Raw genomic sequence first — 19345 nt, forward strand, 5'->3', positions numbered from 1 at the left:
ACGGAAGTCTTTGTTATGATTACTGCGTAAGCTTGCTTACAAAAAATAAATGGTTCGTCTTCAGGGCAGGGTGCAATTCCCGACCGGCGGTAAAGTCCGCTACCCGCATTCGCGGTTGATCCGGTGCAACTCCGGAACCGATAGTATAGTCTAGATGGAAGAAGATGGGGCTTATTTCTGTTTGCATACGAAATTAAGTCGCCACTACCCTGTATTTTTGGTAGTGGCGTTTTTTATTTATTACGCAAACAGGCCTCCCAGGGGCGAACCACCTGGAGGTTTTGTTGATGCACAGTTCTAAATTACACAAAATGGTGGGGATTGCTGTTCTGGCCGCAATCGGCTTTGTACTGATGAATTTCGCAATTCCCATTATTCCGGCTTTTCCGTTTCTGACCTTGGACCTAAGCGATTTGGTTATTTTGCTGGCGGTCTTACTCTACGGGGTTAGTGGTGGGGTTGAGGTTGCGCTCATCCGCACCTTGTTGCATTTTGTCATCACGGGTGCAAGTGTTGTCACCTTGATCGGCGATACAGCCGCCTTCCTGGCCAGCGTGGCCTTCATGCTGCCACTGGCACTCTTAGTTAAGGACAACTACAATTGGCGCCGCGCTCTGACCGGGATCGTTTTCGGCACCATCGCGCTCACCCTGGTCATGAGCCTGTTGAATTACTTCGTGCTCATGCCGATGTACGTGACGGCACTGGGATTCAAACTGAATGTCAGCCTCGGTGCTTATGTGCTGACGGGGGTCGTTCCATTTAACCTCATCAAGGGGGTCATTGTGGGAGCGGTCTTCCTGGTTGTTGCGCGGATGCTTAACTGGTGGCTCGCCCGGAATCGCCAGCAACTTACGCACTAGTAACCGTCAGATAGGTGGATTTTTGTTCACAGTTGGCAGACAAAATTAAGTAAAAAGTATAATCTATAGTCGTGGTTCGTAATGAGCTGCGGCTTTTTGTATGGATTTGGCGTAATCATGGAGGGGGGGCCACTGATGATTAGTTTAGACGATATATTGCTTTTGCTACTCGATGATCAGCCGCAGCGGCCCCTGGGTCTGTGGGGTGTTATTACAGGCCGCAAAACTGCCTCAATCATGTTTGCCGGTTTGCAGCACCAACAATTGCACTATTTTGGTTTGCTTGCGGGACTGAGCAAGCCGGATTATCTAGCTGCTGTGCAGCGCTTGCTGACTGCTAAACTTTTGCAGCAGACAGACGAACAGGTGTGGCGGACCGCTACCGGTCGTGCCCGTTGCGCACAACTGCATGGCATGGCGGCGACACTGGCTAGCTACGACCCCGAGTTAAACGTTCAGCAGTTTGCACCGCGCTTCTTTCTAGCCGTGCAGGTGCTTTCTGAAGCTAGTTATCAGCAACGCCAATATGTGCCCTTAAGTGCGGACTGGCAGGTGCAGCAGTACGTTCGCCGTTGGTATCATGGCACCCGGGCTGAACTTGCGGATACGGTTCAGGAGCTCACGGTAATTTTTAGTCAGTTGCATCCCGCAACGGCCGATTATCTGGCTATGCTGATGATCGGCCATGAGTACGTGGGCAGTGGTGCAGACCAAGATAGCCCCCTGCGGCGCGAGTTGGCACTCTGTGATCTGTTACACACTATTGAGTCCCGACCTGCCAGTGCGTGGCAGCGGTTGTGGGGCGGGCGGATCAGCCTGCTGCCACCAGCAGCAGCCCAGACCAGTGCGGAATTTTTACGTGGTGCAAGCGTTCAGGAGTTAGTTGCGCGTAAGCACCGGCGCATCAGTACGATCACTGAACACCTGCAACTTGCCGCAATTATGGGCCAACAGTTACCGCTTGACCGGTTTTTGAGTGTGCAGCAACAGGCTGTGCTGGCGACCGCCTGGGCTGGTGGTCAGCGCACATACCAGGAATTGCTAGCGGCGCTACCTGGGGTTGAGTTCTTACAGGTGCGAATGTTTCAGATTATGATGTACCGGAGGCAAAACAATGCGCGCTGAAGTTGCGGAACAACTACACAAGTTTGGCTATCAAAATTTGCGCCCAGGGCAGGATGAAATCATTACTGCGGTACTTGCTGGCCGGGATGTGTTGGGAATTTTGCCAACTGGGAGCGGCAAAACGCTGTGCTACCAGATACCGGGGATGTTGCTGCCTGGAATCACCCTCGTGGTGGAACCCCTCTTGGCACTGATGCGGGAGCAGGTGTTGCGGATGCAGGCTAGTGGAGCCGGCAGGGTAGTGGCGCTCAATTCAAGTTTAGATAAGGCCGACATGCGGGCAATTTTGGCCACGCTGGCGACCTACAAGTTTGTATTTATATCACCGGAATTGCTTAGTCGCCCGGACGTGTTGAGTGCGCTGACTCGCAGTCCGGTCAGTCTCATGGTTGTTGATGAAGCCCACTGTATTTATCAGTGGGGTCCTGATTTTCGGCCCGCATACCTGCGTTTGGGCGATTTGCGCGTCCAGCTAGGTTCCTGCCGCGTGCTCGCCTTGACAGCGACGGCGCCAATTTCCGTCCGCGAAGTGATCGGGCGGCAGTTGCGAATGCAAAATGCTTACGTCTATGCTGCTTCGGTCGATCGGCCGGAACTCTTTCTTGGGGTTGAAGAATATCCGCAAGATGGGCAGGTTACCGACCGGGTGGGAGCGTTACTGACGCAGGTGCACGGGCCGGCGATTATTTATTGTCGGAGTAAGCACCAGACTGAGGAGTTGGCCGCGCGATTTGCGCATCTCGCTGGGCGCAAGTGCAACTTTTATCATGCTGGTGTTGATGAGCACAGTCGGATGTTGCGCGAACGCCAATTTATTAACGGCGGCCTTGATACACTGTTTGCGACGAGTGCCTTTGGAATGGGTGTCGACAAACCTGACGTGCGGATGGTACTTTATTTGGGGGTCCCAGCAACGCTTGAGGATTACCAGCAAGCCATTGGCCGCGCGGGACGGGATGGACAGCCGGCGGTGACCGCGCTGATTTACAGCGAGCGGGATGTTAGCCGAACTGCACAATTCATTAGTGCGCTGCCCGCGCCAAGTCTAGTTAATGCAATCTATCGGGACGCTGCTGGGTATGCCAATAGTGACGACGCGCAGATTCAGCTAATTGTGGCGTACCATCAGGCACATTTCACGCCGGCAGCGGTGAACGCCGCACTATCTGAGCGCTTAACGGTGCGGAGTAAGAGTTTTATGGCGGTGTTAGACTTCCTACGCGCGGCCGACTGCCATCGTGCGGCATTGATGCGTCATTTTGACAGTGAGGGAATGGCGCACACTGACGCTTGCTGCGGTCACGTAACGGATGCATTCTTAGCAACACTGCCGGAGCCTCTGAGACGGTCGCGGCGAGATTTCACCGGTTGGCAAGTTATTTTTAAGCAGATTTTTAACACTCAAGCCTAGTCCGTGGGCGTGCATGTGCTACAATGATTCAAGAAGAATAGGGGGCATTGTTGTGCCAAAAAAACCAGCAAGTTCTAAGGGTGCTGCCAAAAAGCAGCAAGATGCAAAAGAACCTTGGAACACCCAGTTTGAAGATGATCGGGACGATAGCGGTAGCTACTCCCGGGTCGTGCGGCGAAAGCACAGCAGGGGTAACACTGTTATGACCTGGGTGATTGTCGCACTGCTAGTTATCGTGTGCTTAACACCAATAGTTTGGCGTGCCGTTTCCAAGCGGATGGCCAACACCGGCGATTCGCAAACGCGGATTAGTGTGGCTACTTCTAGTTCTAAGCAAAGTAGTGAGGATGCATTTAAGAGTAGTAGCAAGAAGGCTAAAGCTAGTGCCGATTCTAAAGCTAGTAGTAGTGCCAAAGCTAGCAGCAGTTCTAGTGCAGTGCAGTCTAGTTCCAGTGCCAGCACGACTAGCAGCGCGCAGAGTTCCAGCAGTTCGAGCACTTCCAGCAGTAGCTCGAGCTCAAGCACCGCTAGTGGGAGCTACACGGTTAAGTCAGGTGACAACCTTTACCGAATTGCCGTCAATCATGGCATGACCTTGGCTGAAATCCAGCAACTTAACGGGATGGGTTCTAGTATTTCCATCACCCCGGGCCAGACGCTTAAAGTTAAGTAAACGTTTAAGTAACGATACTGAGTGATTATTTTGGCTGGAGCCAAGGCTTCAGCCTTTTTATTGGAGGATATTAATGCAAATCGCAATCGATGGACCTGCAAGTGCAGGTAAGAGCACTGTCGCCAAACTGGTCGCAAGTAAATTAAATTATGTTTACTGCGATACCGGTGCGATGTACCGGGTGGTGACCCTCATGGCCTTACGCCGGGGTGTTGCTGCTGATGACGCAGAGTCTGTGACTGCACTGCTTGATGACATCGACATCGAATTTGTGCCGAGCGCAGAGGGCCAACTAGTTCACATGAATGGTACGGATGTTACGCTGGCCATTCGGCAGGAAGATGTTACGAACAACGTCAGTTCCGTATCTGCGATTCCGGCCGTGCGGGCTCGGCTTACTAAACTGCAACGCGACATTGCTGCTAAGGGTAACATTGTGATGGACGGCCGGGACATCGGCACAACGGTTTTACCTGATGCGGAACTCAAGGTCTTTATGGTCGCAAGCGTGGAGGAACGGGCCCGCCGGCGCTTCCTTGACAATCAGCAAAAAGGCATTGATGTTAGCCAAGCGGTTTTGGAAAAAGAGATTGCCGAACGGGATCGCAAAGATTCCAGTCGGGCAGTTTCGCCGCTTAAACAAGCTGCCGATGCGATCAAACTTGACACCACCCACCTGTCAATTGATGAGGTGGTCACCAAAATCATCGCGCTTTACGATGAACGGGCTGCAAAGTAAGCAATAAAGCTAAAGTAAATGCACATAGGCAGTAGCTTTTAATTGACAATTCAGGTATACTGGCTATTGATGATAGTCACAAGGAGGATTTTTTGGCATGAGTGAAAACAGCGTGAACCCAGAAACAATGGCGGACGCACTTAAGAGCGTACACCAGGTAAAAGTCGGTGACGTGGTTAAGGGTGAGGTCCTTGCAATCGAGGACAAACAGCTTACTGTCGGCATCGAGAATTCCGGTGTTGAAGGGGTTGTGCCACTTAAGGAATTAAGCTCTCAGCCAGTCGATGATATTCACAGTGTAGCCAAGGTCGGCGACGAACTTGAGCTGGTGGTTATTAGCACGATTGGTAAGGACAAGGAAAACGGGCAGTACCTGCTTTCCAAGAAGCGTCTGGAAGCCCGTAAGATTTGGGACGATATCCAGAAGGAATACGACGCTGGCAAGACCATTACTGCACCTGTAACTTCTGTAGTTAAGGGTGGGCTGGTTGTCAATGCCGGTGTTCGTGGTTTCGTGCCCGCATCCATGGTTGCAGACCACTTCGTTGAAGATTTGAGTCAGTACAAGGGTCAGGAGCTCGAATTCAAGATCATTGAAATCGACCCAACTGAAAACCGTCTGATTCTTTCTCACCGGGCAGTTCTTGAAGCATCCAAGGCTGAAGCACGCAAGGAACTCTTTGCAAAGCTCAGTGTTGGGGATGTTATTCAGGGTAAGGTCGCTCGTTTGACTAACTTTGGTGCGTTTGTTGATCTCGGCGGTGTGGACGGTCTTGTTCACGTTTCCGAAATTTCCTTCGACCACGTTAACAAGCCTAGCGATGTTCTGAAGGTCGGCCAGGAAGTTACCGTTAAGGTTCTTAACCTCGACGTTGACCGCGACCGGATCAGCCTTTCAATTAAGGCTGCACTTCCAGAACCATGGGATGATATTGAAGACAAGGCTCCAGAGGGTAGTGTTCTCGATGGTACCGTTCGTCGTTTGACTTCATTCGGTGCATTCGTTGAAGTATTCCCTGGTGTTGAAGGTCTGGTTCACATTTCCCAGATCTCACACGAACACATTGCTACACCTGGCGACGTCCTTAGCGAAGGCCAAGACGTTAAGGTTAAGGTTCTCTCTGTTGACCCAAGTGCACACCGTCTTGCTTTGTCCATCAAGGCACTGACCGAAGCACCTGCCGGCAGCAAGGAAACTAGCGACCAGCCTCGTCGTAACAACAACAATAACAATAACAACAACCGCGGTGGCCGTTCCCGTCGTGGGGAAGGCTCAAGCCACACCAAGATTCCAGCAGAATACCAGCAGGATGACTCTGGTTTCTCACTTGGTGACATTCTCGGTGACGCCCTGAAGGACGCTGCTAAGAAGTAATCTTAAGTCTTTAAGGTTATTCGCAGAAAAGTTGAGCCTAGGCTCAACTTTTTTTGTTCTAAGTTTCTTAACGGATAGGAGGTAGTGACATGAGTTTACCAACACTCGCAATTGTTGGCCGGCCCAACGTGGGCAAGTCAACGATTTTCAACCGGATTGTTGGCACCCGGCAGGCAATTGTCGAAGATACACCCGGGGTCACCCGGGACCGGTTATACGGTCGCGGCACCTGGCTCGCGCGGGAGTTTGCTGTCATTGATACTGGGGGAATTGACCTCGGTGATGAACCGCTGATGCAGCAGATTACCGAACAGGCAGAGATCGCGATGGACGAAGCAGATGTAATTCTGTTCTTGGTCAACGTTGAAAATGGCGTGACCGATGCCGATGAACACGTTGCGCAGATTCTTTACCGCACCGATAAGCCCGTCATTTTGGCGGTCAACAAGGTCGATAACATTGAGCGGCGCAATGAAGTCTTCGATTTCTACAGCCTGGGTTTTGGTGAACCATTGCCACTATCTGGGACCCACGGGATTGGCCTTGGGGATGTGCTGGACGCCGTCTTTGCAAAATTCCCTGATGATGATGACCAAGATGAAGATGATTCCATCAAATTCTCCTTCATCGGCCGGCCAAACGTCGGTAAATCTTCGTTGGTCAACGCTATTCTCGGTGAAAACCGCGTAATTGTGTCGCCAATGGAAGGCACAACGCGGGATGCCATTGACACCAAGTTCACGGCCAATGATCAGGAATTTACCATGATTGACACCGCTGGGCTGCGTAAACGCGGCAAGGTCTATGAGGCAACTGAAAAGTACTCTGTATTGCGGGCGATGCGCGCAATTGATCGCTCTGATGTGGTGCTCATGGTGCTGAACGCTGAAGAGGGCATTCGCGAGCAGGACAAGCGGGTTGCTGGCTACGCGCACGAAGCGGGTCGGGCAATCATCATCGTCGTCAACAAGTGGGATACCCTGAGCAAGGATACGCACACGATGGCAGACTTTGAGAACTTGATTCGGCAGGAGTTTGTATACTTGGACTACGCGCCAATCGTCTTCGTATCGGCTAAAACCGGGCAACGGTTACAGAACTTGCCACCTATGATCATGACTGCCGCGGAGAATCAGTCCCGCCGGATTCAGAGTAGTGTCCTGAATGAAGTCCTTAACGATGCCTTGGCCGTAACGCCAACGCCAACCGTCAACGGGAAGCGACTCCGGATTTACTACATGACGCAGGTTGCTATCAAGCCACCAACGTTTGTCGTGTTCGTCAACAATCCGGATTTGTTGCATTTCTCCTATCAGCGTTTTCTCATAAACCAGCTCCGGGACACCTTTGATTTTTCCGGGACCCCAATTCACCTCATTGCTAGAAACCGCCAGTAGCGGGAAAAGTAGGGTTTTTGAAACAAACTTAACTTGTTTGTGACGAAAAAGACTTCTAACACTTTTTTTCAAGGAAAAAGTGCCAAAAGCCTTGCTACGGCGCCGTTCCTATGCTATCTTAACGTTTGAAATGGTGATGCTTCGGTTTTCATTATTTCCTCATTCTTGAACCACTATCCAGTGGGCATGTTTGGGTGTTCACGCATCTAATCGCACGGAGGTGAAATAATTTGGCTAACAAAGCAGAACTTATCGACAGTGTTGCAACTACAACCGGTTTGACAAAGAAGGATGCTACTGCTGCAGTTGATGCAGTATTTAGCTCCATCCAGTCTAGCTTGGCTAAGGGTGACAAGGTTCAGCTTATCGGTTTTGGTAACTTTGAAGTCCGCGAACGCGCTGCCCGTAAGGGTCGCAACCCACAGACTGGTGCAGAGATTGAAATCCCAGCATCCAAGGTACCAGCATTCAAGCCTGGTAAGGCATTGAAGGACGCCGTTAAGTAAGACGGTCACGCAATACCTATTAAACAGATCGGCCGGAGCAGCTGCTCCGGTCTTTTTGTTGTCTGCGTTCAATTTTGTTCTAGATGCCAGGTGGCGGGCAGGGCTACTCCCACTGCGTCATGGGTCTGCTCCATGCACATGGTCGCGTTCAAGCCTTAACCAAACCCGGGTTAAGTCTTGCCGCTAAACTCGAGCCAACGCTCGCCTGCGGCTCACCTTGTTGGCTCTGCGTTTCCCCCGATAATTAGCGGCAAGCCTGCATAAACCGCAGTCTAGCAGCCAATTATCGCGATGGCATGGAGCAACCCCGTTTCTCCGCTCCGTAGCCCTACCCGCCACCCTCTGTGGATGCTTGCAGGTTACTGTGGTGATTCTGGTACGTCCATATTTACGCGGGTTTATTTTCATTTTCATTGACCTTTTTTCAGTGGGTATGACTTGAATGGTGTTTGTTGCGATGGTGATGCTCTTGTCCCGGTACTACTGGTTATGATGCTATGCTGAAAGTGAACATTGCACAGTTGTGGAGAGAGTGCTGAATTTACGATATACGATACATGTAATTCACAAAGTTAAAACTAGCTGTGCGGGGTGCCACTGCGTAGAGAAGTATATGCCGCGTAAAGCCCAAACTGTTATTAAGCAGCGGTTTTCTGCTTAATAACAGGGGGTGAAAGTAGGACCGCGTTGAGCGTAGCGATGCGGGCCTGGTTTTAGGTTCAAGACTCGCGAAGCTAGTCTGGAGACGGCCCCGGGCTGTTCCACGCGACAAGCATATACGGAACGGAGCAGTGGCACCCCGCACCGCGGGCCCACTGAACCACCAGTACAGCTTTGTCCGTGGCGTTAAACCGCCGGATGCGGTAGAGTATTAATGGAATGGATTAGAACGGATTTTTCCCAAGGAGGTACGCATGTCATATTCTGAACAAATGCTCGATGCCGTTGAGAAGGGTAATATGGATCAGGCCAAGGTCCTTTTTCAAAAGGTCCTTGCTAACGATGATGACGAAACCAAGTTCAGCCTGGCGGAGCAGCTTTATGCGCTTGGCTTCACTGGCCAGGCCAAACGGATTTACCAGGAATTGTCCACCAAGTACCCTGATGAGGCATCAGTGCTCACGGCGTTGGCGGATATTGCCGTTTCCGATGGCGATAGCGACACGGCCCTCAATTATCTGAACCGGATCGAGCCCGACAACCCGGATTATGTGCAGGCGCTCCTAGAGATGGCAGACGTTTACCAGACGCAAGGTTTGTACGAAGTCAGTGAGAACAAGCTGCTGACCGCGCAAAAATTGGCACCAGATGAGCCCGTGATCACTTTTGCGCTCGGGGAGCTGGAGTTTGCCTGGGGGCACTTCGAACAGGCAGCGGCGGCTTACCTGGACCTCATCGAGGCCGGAGAAGACACCGTTGCCGATGTTAACGTGCACTTACGCTATGCAGAGAGTCTGGCCAACAACGGGCGTTACGAAGATGCTGTCGCGGTTTATGAAGAGTACGGGACTGGTGAGTTGCCGCTTGCGGACCGTTTCCAGCTGGGCGCGTTGTACTACCAGCTGAAAGACTATCAGAAGTCCGTTGACATGCTGAAACAGGTCGTTGAACAGGATGCAAGCTACACCAACGCTTACCTGCCACTGGCTAATGCGGAGCGGGAAACCGGGGCCATGGAGGAAGCGCTGAAGACTGTGCAAAACGGGATCGCGCAGGATGAGACCAACGATGAGCTATACAGTGTGGGTGCACAGCTGGCGCTTGATCTGGATGACCAGGAGCTAGGTGAGAAGTATTTGCAAAAGGCGATGAGGATTGCGCCGGATAATGAACACCACAAACTTGCGTGGAGTAACTTCTTACTGCAAGCGGGCCGGGATGAAGAAAATATTGATTTCCTGCAGGATCTAGATGCTGACGGTAACGGTGACCCACAGCTATATTGGAACCTCGCCCGTTCGCAGGAACGCAGTGATGATTACGATAACGCGCGTGGCAACTACCTGTTAGCGTTCCGGACCTTCCAAGACCGGCCAGAATTCTTGCGGGATCTGGCACGCTTCTTCCGCACCACGGCAGCGCACGCCGAGGAACAGTCTGCGCTGACCAGATTACTGCAAATCGAGCCCGATGATTTGGACGCGCAGGACCGGCTCGACGCACTCAAGAACGGTGAATATTGATTGAACAGTACCATTTAGCAAAATAGTTGTAGTTAGTGAAAGGGAGAATATTTCGTGCAAGTGAACCTATCGCATCCAGAGTTTCAAGCGGCCATCCCCATCCTGCAGCGGATCGAAGCCGCAGGGTTTGAGGCGTATTTTGTTGGCGGCTGTGTGCGGGACGCGCTGCTAAACTTACCGATTCACGACGTTGATATTGCCACCTCTGCGTATCCGGAAGAGGTCAAAAGGATTTTTAAGCGCACGGTTGATACCGGGATTCAGCACGGAACGGTGATGGTGCTGGACCACGGGGCCGGCTATGAAGTCACCACTTTCCGGACGGAATCGACGTATCAGGACTTCCGGCGGCCGGATGAGGTAACTTTTGTCCGCTCACTGAAGGAAGATCAGCAGCGGCGGGACTTCACGGTTAACGCCCTGGCAGCACGGCACGACGGTACAATCATTGATAATTATGGGGGCCTGGCCGACCTAGACGCGCACCTGTTGCGGGCCGTCGGTGATCCCCAGGCGCGGTTCCACGAGGACGCCCTGCGTATGATGCGGGGGGTCCGTTTTGAGAGCCAGCTCGGTTTCAGTCTGGAGCAAAAGACAGCAACAGCCCTGGCGGCTAACGCACCGTTGCTGAAGCACATTGCCGTTGAACGGATTGCCGCGGAGTTCTCGCGCCTTTTGCTCGGAATCAACCGCACGGCTGGGTTGACTAGCTTCATTAACGCCAAGCTGTACGAGTATTGCCCTGAACTCAGCGGCCAAGGGGCGGCCCTTGAGCGCCTGGCCCAGTTGCCACGGACCCAGTTGCACGATGTGGCTGTTGGCTGGCTACTGCTGGCCTATGAGCTGCAGACAGCCGCTGCACCGTTGTTGCGGGCGTGGAAGCAACCCAAAGCACTGATGAAGTCCGTGCAGGTGGCCCAGGACATTTTGCCCAAAATTTTGAGTGGACAAGCCAGCGCCATGGATTTGTACACGGCGGGTGCGACCGACTTGACCGTTGCGGTGACCGCTGCGCAATTATTGCAGCCGAACGTGGACCCAGCCACTTACCAGCAGCGCTATGCCGCATTGCCGATGCACGCTGCAGGGGAGCTGGCCGTTAACGGCGGTGACCTGATCAAAGCTGGTGTACACCCGGGGCCAGCCCTCGGCACGACCCTGCGCGATTTAGAGGAAGCCGTAGTGGTCGGCAAAATCACTAACACGCGTGCCGAACTGCTGGCCCACGTGCAAACCGGCGCGAAGGAATGAGGAACAGATAGTGCAAACTTTAACAGCAACCGGTGTCGCAAAGGCATACGGCGATAAGACATTACTAGATGGCATTGATTTTCTAATTAACGCGGGGGACCGCATTGGTTTGATTGGGGTGAACGGGACCGGTAAGACGACGCTCCTGCAGGGTTTAGCTGGTGTCGAGCCGTTTGACAGTGGCTCAGTGCAGACGCCGAAGAACTATTCGATTGCCTACCTAGACCAAAAGCCGAAGCTCAATCCAGAGCTCAGCATCATGGACGCAGTTTATGGGGGCCAGTCTGCAATTTTCCAGGCGATTCGCAGCTATGAGTCCGCACTAGACGCGTACACTGCGGATGCGGGCAACGAGAGCCTGCAGAACGCCTACGCCAATGCCGAGCGCAAGATGGACCAGCTGGACGCTTGGGACGCGGAAACCGACATTAAAACGATTCTGACGCAGCTACACATCAACGACTTGACGCAAAAGGTCGGCCAGCTGTCTGGGGGCCAACAGAAGCGGGTCGGTTTGGCACAAGTGTTGATTGAGAAACCCGACCTGTTGATGCTAGACGAACCTACTAACCACCTGGATTTTGACTCCATCGATTGGCTGCAAAAGTACCTGGCTGCATATAAGGGTGCGCTCCTAGTCGTGACCCATGACCGTTACTTCTTGGATCGGGTCGCCAACCAAATCTACGAACTCGACCGCGGTAAATTACGGATTTTCCCCGGTAACTACCAGGCATATGTTGAACAGAAAGCCACCCTTAATGAGCAGGAGAGCGCCGCCGCCCACAAGCAGCAGCAGCTCTACAAACAGGAGCTGGCGTGGATGCGGGAGGGGGCCCACGCACGGACAACCAAGCAAAACGCCCGGGTCAACCGCTTCAAGGCCATGGATGCCGGCAAGCCGGAACTCGCGGACGCCAAAGTTGACATTAATATTGGCACCTCGCACCTCGGCAAGAAGGTCATTGAGTTCCACCACGCGAACTTGGACCTTGGCCCGCACCATATTTTGCATGACTTCAATTACCTTGTGCAGCGCAACACGCGCATTGGGATCACGGGGATTAATGGGGCCGGCAAGTCATCACTTTTGAACGTGATTGCGGGTGACCTCAAGCTTGATTCCGGCGTGCTGGATATTGGCGAAACCGTGAAACTCGGTTACTACCGGCAAAAGATGCCAGCTCTGGACCAGAATAAGCGGGTGATTGCCTACCTGCAGGAGGTCGGCGAGGGGGTTACCAACGCGCAGGGCGAGCATGAAAGTGTCACCCAACTGCTGGATGCCTTTCTCTTCCCCCGTGAGAGTCATGGCACCCTGATCAGCCGCCTGTCTGGTGGGGAGCAACGCCGGCTCTACCTTCTGCAAGTGTTGATGCAGGAGCCAAATGTACTGCTGCTGGATGAACCGACCAACGACCTTGATATCGCGACCCTGACGGTGCTTGAGGATTACCTAGACAAGTTCAACGGCACGGTCATCACCGTGTCCCATGACAGCTACTTTTTGGATAAGGTCGCCGACGAATTGCTGATTTTTGATGGTGACGCCAAAATCGAGCGGGCAGTGGGGATGTTTAGTGATTACTTGGCTCGCCAGCGCGCGGCGGCAAAAGCCCCGAGTCCGGTGAAGGAAACCAAGCCGGAGCCGGCGGATGAGCAACCCGCCGCGCCGAAAAAGAAGGTCAAGTTGACCTATGCGGAGCAGAAAGAGTACGAAACCCTGATGCCCCAGATGGACAAAATCGATGATGAGCTTGCCAGCCTGCAAAAGGAAATGGAAGCTAACGGGGCCGACTACGATAAGCTTGCTACCCTGCAGAAGCAAATCGATGAGCTTAGCGCCAAGCAAGACCAGCTACTGGACCGCTACGTGGAACTGGATGCATACGTCAATTAGATTAATGTGAGCACAAAAAAATGATCCGCAACTTCGCCACGTACGAAGCTGCGGATCATTTGCTTTTGGTCAGTCAAAAATTACAAGGCTAGACGAACAGGTAAATTGAGAAGAACATGCAGGCAGAACCAGCCAGAACAAACAGGTGCCAGACAACGTGAATGAACGGAATCTGTTTTTGTGTATATAGCAGTGCCCCGATGGTGTAGCACAGGCCGCCAGCAACAAGCAAGCAGAAGCCGGTGACACCCAAGTGACTCCACAGCGCTGGCATGGCGACAACGCATAACCAGCCGAGGCCAATGTAGATGGCAACTTCGAGCTTCTTAAAGCGGCCGACGAAGAAACAGTCCATGATGATTCCTGCTGCGCAAAAGGCCCAAATGACCGCGAGCAGGATGATGCCGAGCCGACCACCAATTGCAATGAGACAGTACGGCAGGTAGGAGCCAGCAATTAGGATGAACACGTTTGAATGGTCGATCACCTGGAGCACGTGGCGCGCCCGTGTGAAATAGAGGGCGTGAAATAAGGTGGAGGCGCTATATAAGAGTAAGAGTGCCACGCCAAAACCGGCAAACGCGAACATGCGCAGGGCTGAACCGGTGGCAGCGGCGCGGACGCTCAGCAGGACCAGAGCCGTGATGGCTAAAATAATTCCGGCACCGTGCGTGATGGCGCTCCACAACTCGTTGAGAATGGCGTAATGTCGCGATTTTAAGTAGACTTGTGAGCTCTGCATAGAAGTTATCCCCCAATATGAAAGGCTTGTTACTGACAAAATTGCATGTTTGAAATTGCTTACAGGTACATGATACCGCCATGGACTCCCAAATGCAACATCATCTAGTTTTGAAAACTATGTTAAATAGTCTGGAATTTTACCGTGGCATTAGTTATACTAAGTTTTGAACGAAACATGTTCTTTATTCCAATTAGAAAGCGTGGCATCCAGATGACCAAAATTAAAATCGTCACCGATTCTTCAGTCCAAATGACTAATGAGGAGATTGCCGATCTTGACGTAACGGTAATTCCGCTCAGCGTCATGATCGACAACACGGTGTACATTGACGGCGTAACTATCCAGCGAGATGAATTTGTTAAAAAGATGAGCACATCTGAATCGCTTCCCAAAACCAGTCAGCCGGCTGTGGGCACGATTCTGGAAACATTCAACAAACTGACCGCTGATGGCAGTTCCGTTCTGGCAATCTTCCTGGCTGAGAGTCTCAGCGGCACGGTTAATTCTGGACGGCAGGCGGCTGAGATGTGTGATGGCGATGTTACTGTCATTGATTCCGAGTTCACTGACCGGGCCCAAGCCTTCCAAGTAATCGAGGCTGCCAAGTTGGCGCAGACGGGTGCGGACATGGACACGATCGTTGCCGCAATCAGTCAGGTGCGGTCCAACACGACGTTACGGATGGCGGTCGTTAACCTGACGAACCTGGTTAAGGGTGGCCGCTTGTCGAAGGCTGCGGGGATGATCACCTCACTGCTGAACATCAAGATCACTTTGAGTATGGAGAACGGCAAGCTAGACATCTTGAAGAAGGGGCGCGGCATGAAGACCATCAAGGCGTTCCGCGAAGATGTTATTCAGCACATGAGTCAGCTTCCAAACGTGAAGAGCGTGGGTGTGTCCTATGTTGCTATTAAGGACAAAGCTGAAGAAATCGGTGCCGAAATCAGCCAGGCAGTGCCTGGGGTTGAAATGCTTGTGCGGCCAACCGGTCCTATCGTTGCGACCCATGCCGGCGAGGGTGCGTTCGCGATTATGTATTACCAGGGTTAATGGTGTAAAATTAATAGTTAATGCTGAGGGTGGAGCGCAGGTTCCGCCCTTTTTTGACACAGAGCGCAGCGGGGCGGTTTGCAACTGAGTATTTACGTACTTTGCACCAGATGCGGTTTTGGCATTTGGTGCAAAGGGTGTAAAGCGCAAGTTACAGCCCCGCGGAGCTCGACTATGACACAGAGCGCAGCCAGGCGTTTAGAAGCTGAGGATTTGCGTGCTCCCGCAATAATGCCCGGTTTTGGCACTATTGTGGTGGTGTGCAAACAACAATTTGCAAAAGTTTAAGCGGCTCGCGTGCACAATTCAACTATGATTAACCTTGGTGCTATAAAAACTTAATCTCAATCAATAATTCAGAGCAAACATAGCCAAACAAAGGAGGTCCAACATGCGCATCAAGAGAGTAGCTGGCATCATCATTGCTTTTGTATTTGCCATTGCACTTGGGGCCGGCATTGCCGCGTGGACCATGCCCGCCGCGGCACCACTGCGGACTGGCGGCAAGGGCGACGCAGAAGCGCAGATTAATATCTGTGCGGTGGGCGATTCATTAACGCACGGGGTCGGTGATACCACTAATCAGGGTGGTTACGTACCGCTCATTGCTCAAGATGTCGCAATCAACACTGACGCCCACGTCAACACCAGTAATTTTGGGGTGACTGGTGATACATCGCTGCAGATTGCTAAACGGGTCAAGAATGACAAGAAGCTGGCGCGGAAGCTCAAGCAGGCCGACGTGATTACGCTCACCGTTGGCGGAAACGACTTAATGCACGTTTTGCAATCCAACCTACTTAACATGAAGACAAAAGACGTTACTAGGGGGATCAACAAGTTTCAGGGCCATCTGCGCGATCTCATTGGCGATATTCGGAACGATAACCCTGATGCCCCGATTTACGTCTTTAGCATTTACAATCCTTTCTATGTATACTTTCCGAACATCAAAATGATGCAAAGTAGTGTCCACCGCTGGAACCAGCAGACTAAAAAGACGCTGAGCACGCTGAACCGGACGCATTTTGTTGACGTTGAAGATGTACTCAGCAAGGGTAGCAATACCGCTGCCGGCGCTAAGAAGGATAGCAGCAAGTCAGTCAACCAGTTGATTTACGGCAAGGATCATTTCCACCCGAACAACGCTGGCTATGTCCAAATGACGGCCAAGCTGTGGACGGTCATGCAAGATAGTGAGAAGGAGTGGTCGAAGTAATGCAAGATAGTCAACATACACGGCAGGGACGTAAGCAACAGTCCACGCCGGTAACAAGTAAAATCAAGCGCCAAATTAACTGGTGGATGTGGGCATTCATCGTCTTATTGGGCTTGATTATTGGTAGTGGTATCACGATTGCCCACCGCATCGGCTCACCAGTGCAGACGACAACGTCAATGGTTAGCCCTAGTGTTGAGGGCAGCGATGACACCGTTATGAGCATCAAACTCACCAAGCGGCAGCTGAACCGGGTGATCGGCAACTACTTGAACAATTACCTGAAACAGGGGGATGTCCACTATAGCTTGACCGTGGGCACACACGCCGTCCTGAAGGGAACCTTCAAGTTCTTCGGCAGCAAGGTCGGCTTCGGCATGCAGTGCGATCCCTATGTGCAGAGCAACGGCAACGTCATTTTGAAAGCTACCAAAATGAACGTTGGTGCTTTGTCCGTCCCGGTTAGCTATGTGCTGAGTTACGTAGGTAACAACTACAAGCTGCCGAAGATGGTGTCCGTCAATAGTAAGGACAAAACCATTGTGCTAAGATTAAATCAATTTGATTTAGGTAATGGCTTACACGTGCGCGCGGATCGGATCGATCTTGTGCACGACAAAATTAACCTTAGTGGTTACTTGAGCAAGTAAGTTCTAGCCATCAACTAAAATGTGGAGGTATTGATATGCAAGATACAGCAATTTTTGCCGGTGGGTGTTTCTGGTGCATGGTTGAGCCGTTTGAGACCCAACCTGGGATTCTGAACGTTCTATCCGGATACACGGGTGGCCACGTGCCGAATCCGACTTACGAGCAGGTATGTAGCCACACCACTGGGCACACGGAGGCGGTTCAGATCACCTTCGACCCAGATATCATTAGTTACGCAGATTTGGTTGAAATATACTGGCAGCAGACGGACCCAACTGACGCAATGGGTCAGTTCCAAGACCGCGGTGATAATTACCGGCCCGTGATTTTTGTGAACTCACCTGAGCAACGTCGCATTGCTACTGAATCAAAAGCAAAGCTGGCCGCATCAGGCATGTTCAAGGATCCAATCGTGACGACAATTGAAGATGCCAAACCATTCTACCCAGCAGAAGACTACCACCAGCAGTTCTATGAAAAGAACCCCCGGCGGTACGCGCAGGAACATGCTCCCCGCGCTGAGTTTGCTGCTAAGCACTGGAAGGACCAAAAATGAACGAACCCTTCTACCGCTATTTAATGACGTTACGCAATCCTAATGACCATGGTGAGGTCGCCAATTTTGCCCAGAATGCATTTCTTGATCACGCATTTCCAAAGCAAAGTTATGATTATCACGAACTGGCTAACTACCTAGAGTTAAACGGTAGTTACCTGCCGAACATGGATGTGTTTGATCAGGCGTTCCAGATGTACCGGGACGCGAGGGGAGATCAGAATTAGATGAATAAACCTAAGAGAAGAATTCCCGTCTGGGCCGCAGTCGTGGGGATGATCATCACGCTGGTGCTCGGCGGGGGTATTGGGTATTTTGCCCATCAACCACAGTCCGTGCAGGTCAGCACTAATCAGCAAATACCGGCCGGGTTCGACAAGGTTCTTAAAACATACGCAACAATCAGTCAGAATTACTACCGCAAACCAAGCGATAAGAAGCTTGCGGATGGTGCAATCAACGGGATGCTCAAGTCACTTGATGACCCGTTTTCTAACTACCTCCAAAACACTGATGCGACTGATCTGAACACTGAGATTTCCGGATCATTCGGCGGAATCGGCGCAACCATGGCGCAGACTAGTGATGGGGTCAGCGTTGACGCGCTGAACTCCGGCAGTCCGGCTCAAAAAGCGGGACTGAAGGTCGGCGACACCATTGTGAGCGTTGACGGTAAGTCAATGGCGAAGAAGGATATCAACGCCGTTGTTAGCAAGGTGCGCGGCAAAATCGGCACTAAGGTCACTGTTGTAGTTAGCCGTGGCAACAAGCAGCTTAGCTTCACAATGGAACGTTCGAAGATCAACGTACCAAGCGTGACGACCTCACTCGATAAGACGAACAAGCAGATTGGAATCATCACATTTAGTACCTTCACGGAAACTTCCGGCAAACAGGTCAAGAATGCCATCAAGAAGTTGCGCAAGGAGGGCGCGCAGAAGTTCGTGCTCGACATGCGTGGCAATCCTGGTGGTGTGCTCGGTGAGGCACTCAAGATTGACTCAATGTTCTTGAAGAATGGGCAGACGATTCTGAAGGTCAAGCCGCGCAAGGGGAAGACTGAGGTTTACAAGGCCGGTCGTGAATACGACAAGGGCTTCAAGGTGACCGAACCGACCGTTGTTTTGATTGATGGTAACTCCGCATCTGCAAGTGAAATCACTGCTGCCGCTCTCAATGAGAGTGCCGGGATTCCGCTAATCGGGACGAAGAGTTATGGTAAGGGTACCGTGCAGACAGTCGCTGACATGGGCCAGGGCGCCGAGCTTAAGCTCACCATCGCCAAGTGGCTCACTCCGGATGGCGATTGGATCAACCACAAGGGCCTGCAACCAACCATCAAGGCTGACTATCCAGCGTATGCTTACACGCCAAGCTTCACTAGTGACAGCATCAAGCCGGAAACGGTCAGTGAAGATGCTAAGTCACTGCAGACGGTGCTTAACGCCCTTGGTTACAACGTCGGTAAGGTCAACGGTTATTACGGAGCCAGTACCATGGCCGCCGTCAGCAAGTTCCAGGCTGCTAACGGTTTGACCGCCAGTGGTACCGCTGACAGCAACACCCTCAGCAAGTTGACCCAGCAGCTCGGTACCAAGATCAACGCCAACGACAACGCCATGAAGGCTGCCGTTAAGGAGCTGGATAAGAAGTAACCCGATTTAAAATAGTACGCGAAAAACACCACGGTGAAAATGC

At 52.0% G+C, this 19345-nt stretch carries 18 protein-coding genes and 1 riboswitch; of the genes, 17 read left to right on the plus strand and 1 reads right to left on the minus strand.

Translation table 11 applies throughout. The features are described 5' to 3' along the window. The first annotated feature begins 52 nt into the window (after window positions 1-52). A riboswitch (FMN riboswitch) is annotated at window positions 53-170 on the plus strand. 114 nt (window positions 171-284) lie between these two features. From GN107_RS02265 to GN107_RS02315, 11 genes are all read left to right on the plus strand, one after another. Next, window positions 285-863 carry an ECF transporter S component gene (locus GN107_RS02265; protein WP_155285852.1) on the plus strand — a complete coding sequence of 193 codons (579 nt, stop codon included), beginning with the start codon at window positions 285-287 and terminating at the stop codon, window positions 861-863. Between the two features lie 135 nt (window positions 864-998). After that, window positions 999-1988 (plus strand): helix-turn-helix domain-containing protein, encoded by a 990-nt coding sequence (locus GN107_RS02270; protein WP_196246195.1) that lies wholly within the window; start codon window positions 999-1001, stop codon window positions 1986-1988. Continuing rightward, complete coding sequence (locus GN107_RS02275) at window positions 1978-3399, plus strand: RecQ family ATP-dependent DNA helicase (protein ID WP_155285850.1); 1422 nt, start codon at window positions 1978-1980, stop codon at window positions 3397-3399. The genes GN107_RS02270 and GN107_RS02275 overlap by 11 nt, the downstream gene beginning before the upstream one ends. Before the next feature lie 52 nt (window positions 3400-3451). After that, entirely contained in the window at window positions 3452-4072 is a 621-nt protein-coding gene (locus GN107_RS02280) for a LysM peptidoglycan-binding domain-containing protein (RefSeq protein ID WP_196246194.1), read from the plus strand. A 73-nt stretch (window positions 4073-4145) separates the two neighbouring features. After that, entirely contained in the window at window positions 4146-4811 is a 666-nt protein-coding gene (cmk, locus tag GN107_RS02285) for a (d)CMP kinase (RefSeq protein ID WP_155285848.1), read from the plus strand. Between the two features lie 97 nt (window positions 4812-4908). Further along, window positions 4909-6186, plus strand: a complete 1278-nt coding sequence (gene rpsA / locus GN107_RS02290; RefSeq protein ID WP_155285847.1) for a 30S ribosomal protein S1 — start codon at window positions 4909-4911, stop codon at window positions 6184-6186. An 89-nt stretch (window positions 6187-6275) separates the two neighbouring features. Next, the gene (gene der, locus GN107_RS02295) at window positions 6276-7583 is read left to right on the plus strand and encodes a ribosome biogenesis GTPase Der (protein ID WP_155285846.1); all 1308 of its coding nucleotides are present in this window, start codon (window positions 6276-6278) and stop codon (window positions 7581-7583) included. A 230-nt stretch (window positions 7584-7813) separates the two neighbouring features. After that, on the plus strand, window positions 7814-8089 hold the full coding sequence (hbs, locus tag GN107_RS02300; RefSeq protein ID WP_155285845.1) for a non-specific DNA-binding protein Hbs: 276 nt from the start codon (window positions 7814-7816) through the stop codon (window positions 8087-8089). 914 nt (window positions 8090-9003) lie between these two features. Beyond that, complete coding sequence (locus tag GN107_RS02305) at window positions 9004-10272, plus strand: tetratricopeptide repeat protein (RefSeq protein WP_155285844.1); 1269 nt, start codon at window positions 9004-9006, stop codon at window positions 10270-10272. Window positions 10273-10326: 54 nt separating this feature from the next. Continuing rightward, a complete protein-coding gene (locus GN107_RS02310) occupies window positions 10327-11523 on the plus strand; it encodes a CCA tRNA nucleotidyltransferase (RefSeq protein ID WP_155285843.1) in 1197 nt (398 codons plus the stop codon). Between the two features lie 10 nt (window positions 11524-11533). Next, window positions 11534-13423, plus strand: coding sequence for an ABC-F family ATP-binding cassette domain-containing protein (locus GN107_RS02315; RefSeq protein WP_155285842.1), 1890 nt, complete (start codon window positions 11534-11536; stop codon window positions 13421-13423). An 88-nt stretch (window positions 13424-13511) separates the two neighbouring features. On the opposite strand, the gene trhA is transcribed toward GN107_RS02315, so the two are convergent. Continuing rightward, window positions 13512-14165, minus strand: a complete 654-nt coding sequence (trhA, locus tag GN107_RS02320; RefSeq protein WP_155285841.1) for a PAQR family membrane homeostasis protein TrhA — start codon at window positions 14163-14165, stop codon at window positions 13512-13514. Between the two features lie 213 nt (window positions 14166-14378). Between trhA and GN107_RS02325 the strand changes: the two genes are divergently transcribed. From GN107_RS02325 to GN107_RS02350, 6 genes are all read left to right on the plus strand, one after another. Continuing rightward, window positions 14379-15221 (plus strand): DegV family protein, encoded by an 843-nt coding sequence (locus tag GN107_RS02325; RefSeq protein ID WP_155285840.1) that lies wholly within the window; start codon window positions 14379-14381, stop codon window positions 15219-15221. Between the two features lie 391 nt (window positions 15222-15612). Beyond that, entirely contained in the window at window positions 15613-16440 is an 828-nt protein-coding gene (locus GN107_RS02330) for an SGNH/GDSL hydrolase family protein (RefSeq protein ID WP_155285839.1), read from the plus strand. Beyond that, window positions 16440-17090: a YpmS family protein gene (locus GN107_RS02335; protein WP_155285838.1), complete on the plus strand. Its 651-nt coding sequence runs from the start codon at window positions 16440-16442 to the stop codon at window positions 17088-17090. The genes GN107_RS02330 and GN107_RS02335 overlap by 1 nt, the downstream gene beginning before the upstream one ends. Window positions 17091-17125: 35 nt before the next feature. Beyond that, window positions 17126-17647, plus strand: a complete 522-nt coding sequence (gene msrA / locus GN107_RS02340; protein ID WP_155285837.1) for a peptide-methionine (S)-S-oxide reductase MsrA — start codon at window positions 17126-17128, stop codon at window positions 17645-17647. Continuing rightward, a complete protein-coding gene (locus GN107_RS02345) occupies window positions 17644-17874 on the plus strand; it encodes a YozE family protein (RefSeq protein WP_155285836.1) in 231 nt (76 codons plus the stop codon). The genes msrA and GN107_RS02345 overlap by 4 nt, the downstream gene beginning before the upstream one ends. Beyond that, a complete protein-coding gene (locus GN107_RS02350) occupies window positions 17875-19302 on the plus strand; it encodes a S41 family peptidase (protein WP_230678518.1) in 1428 nt (475 codons plus the stop codon). Window positions 19303-19345: the final 43 nt, after the last annotated feature.

Origin of the sequence: Lacticaseibacillus zhaodongensis (assembly GCF_009687905.1) — a bacterium.
Taxonomy (GTDB): Bacteria; Bacillota; Bacilli; order Lactobacillales; family Lactobacillaceae; genus Lacticaseibacillus; species Lacticaseibacillus zhaodongensis.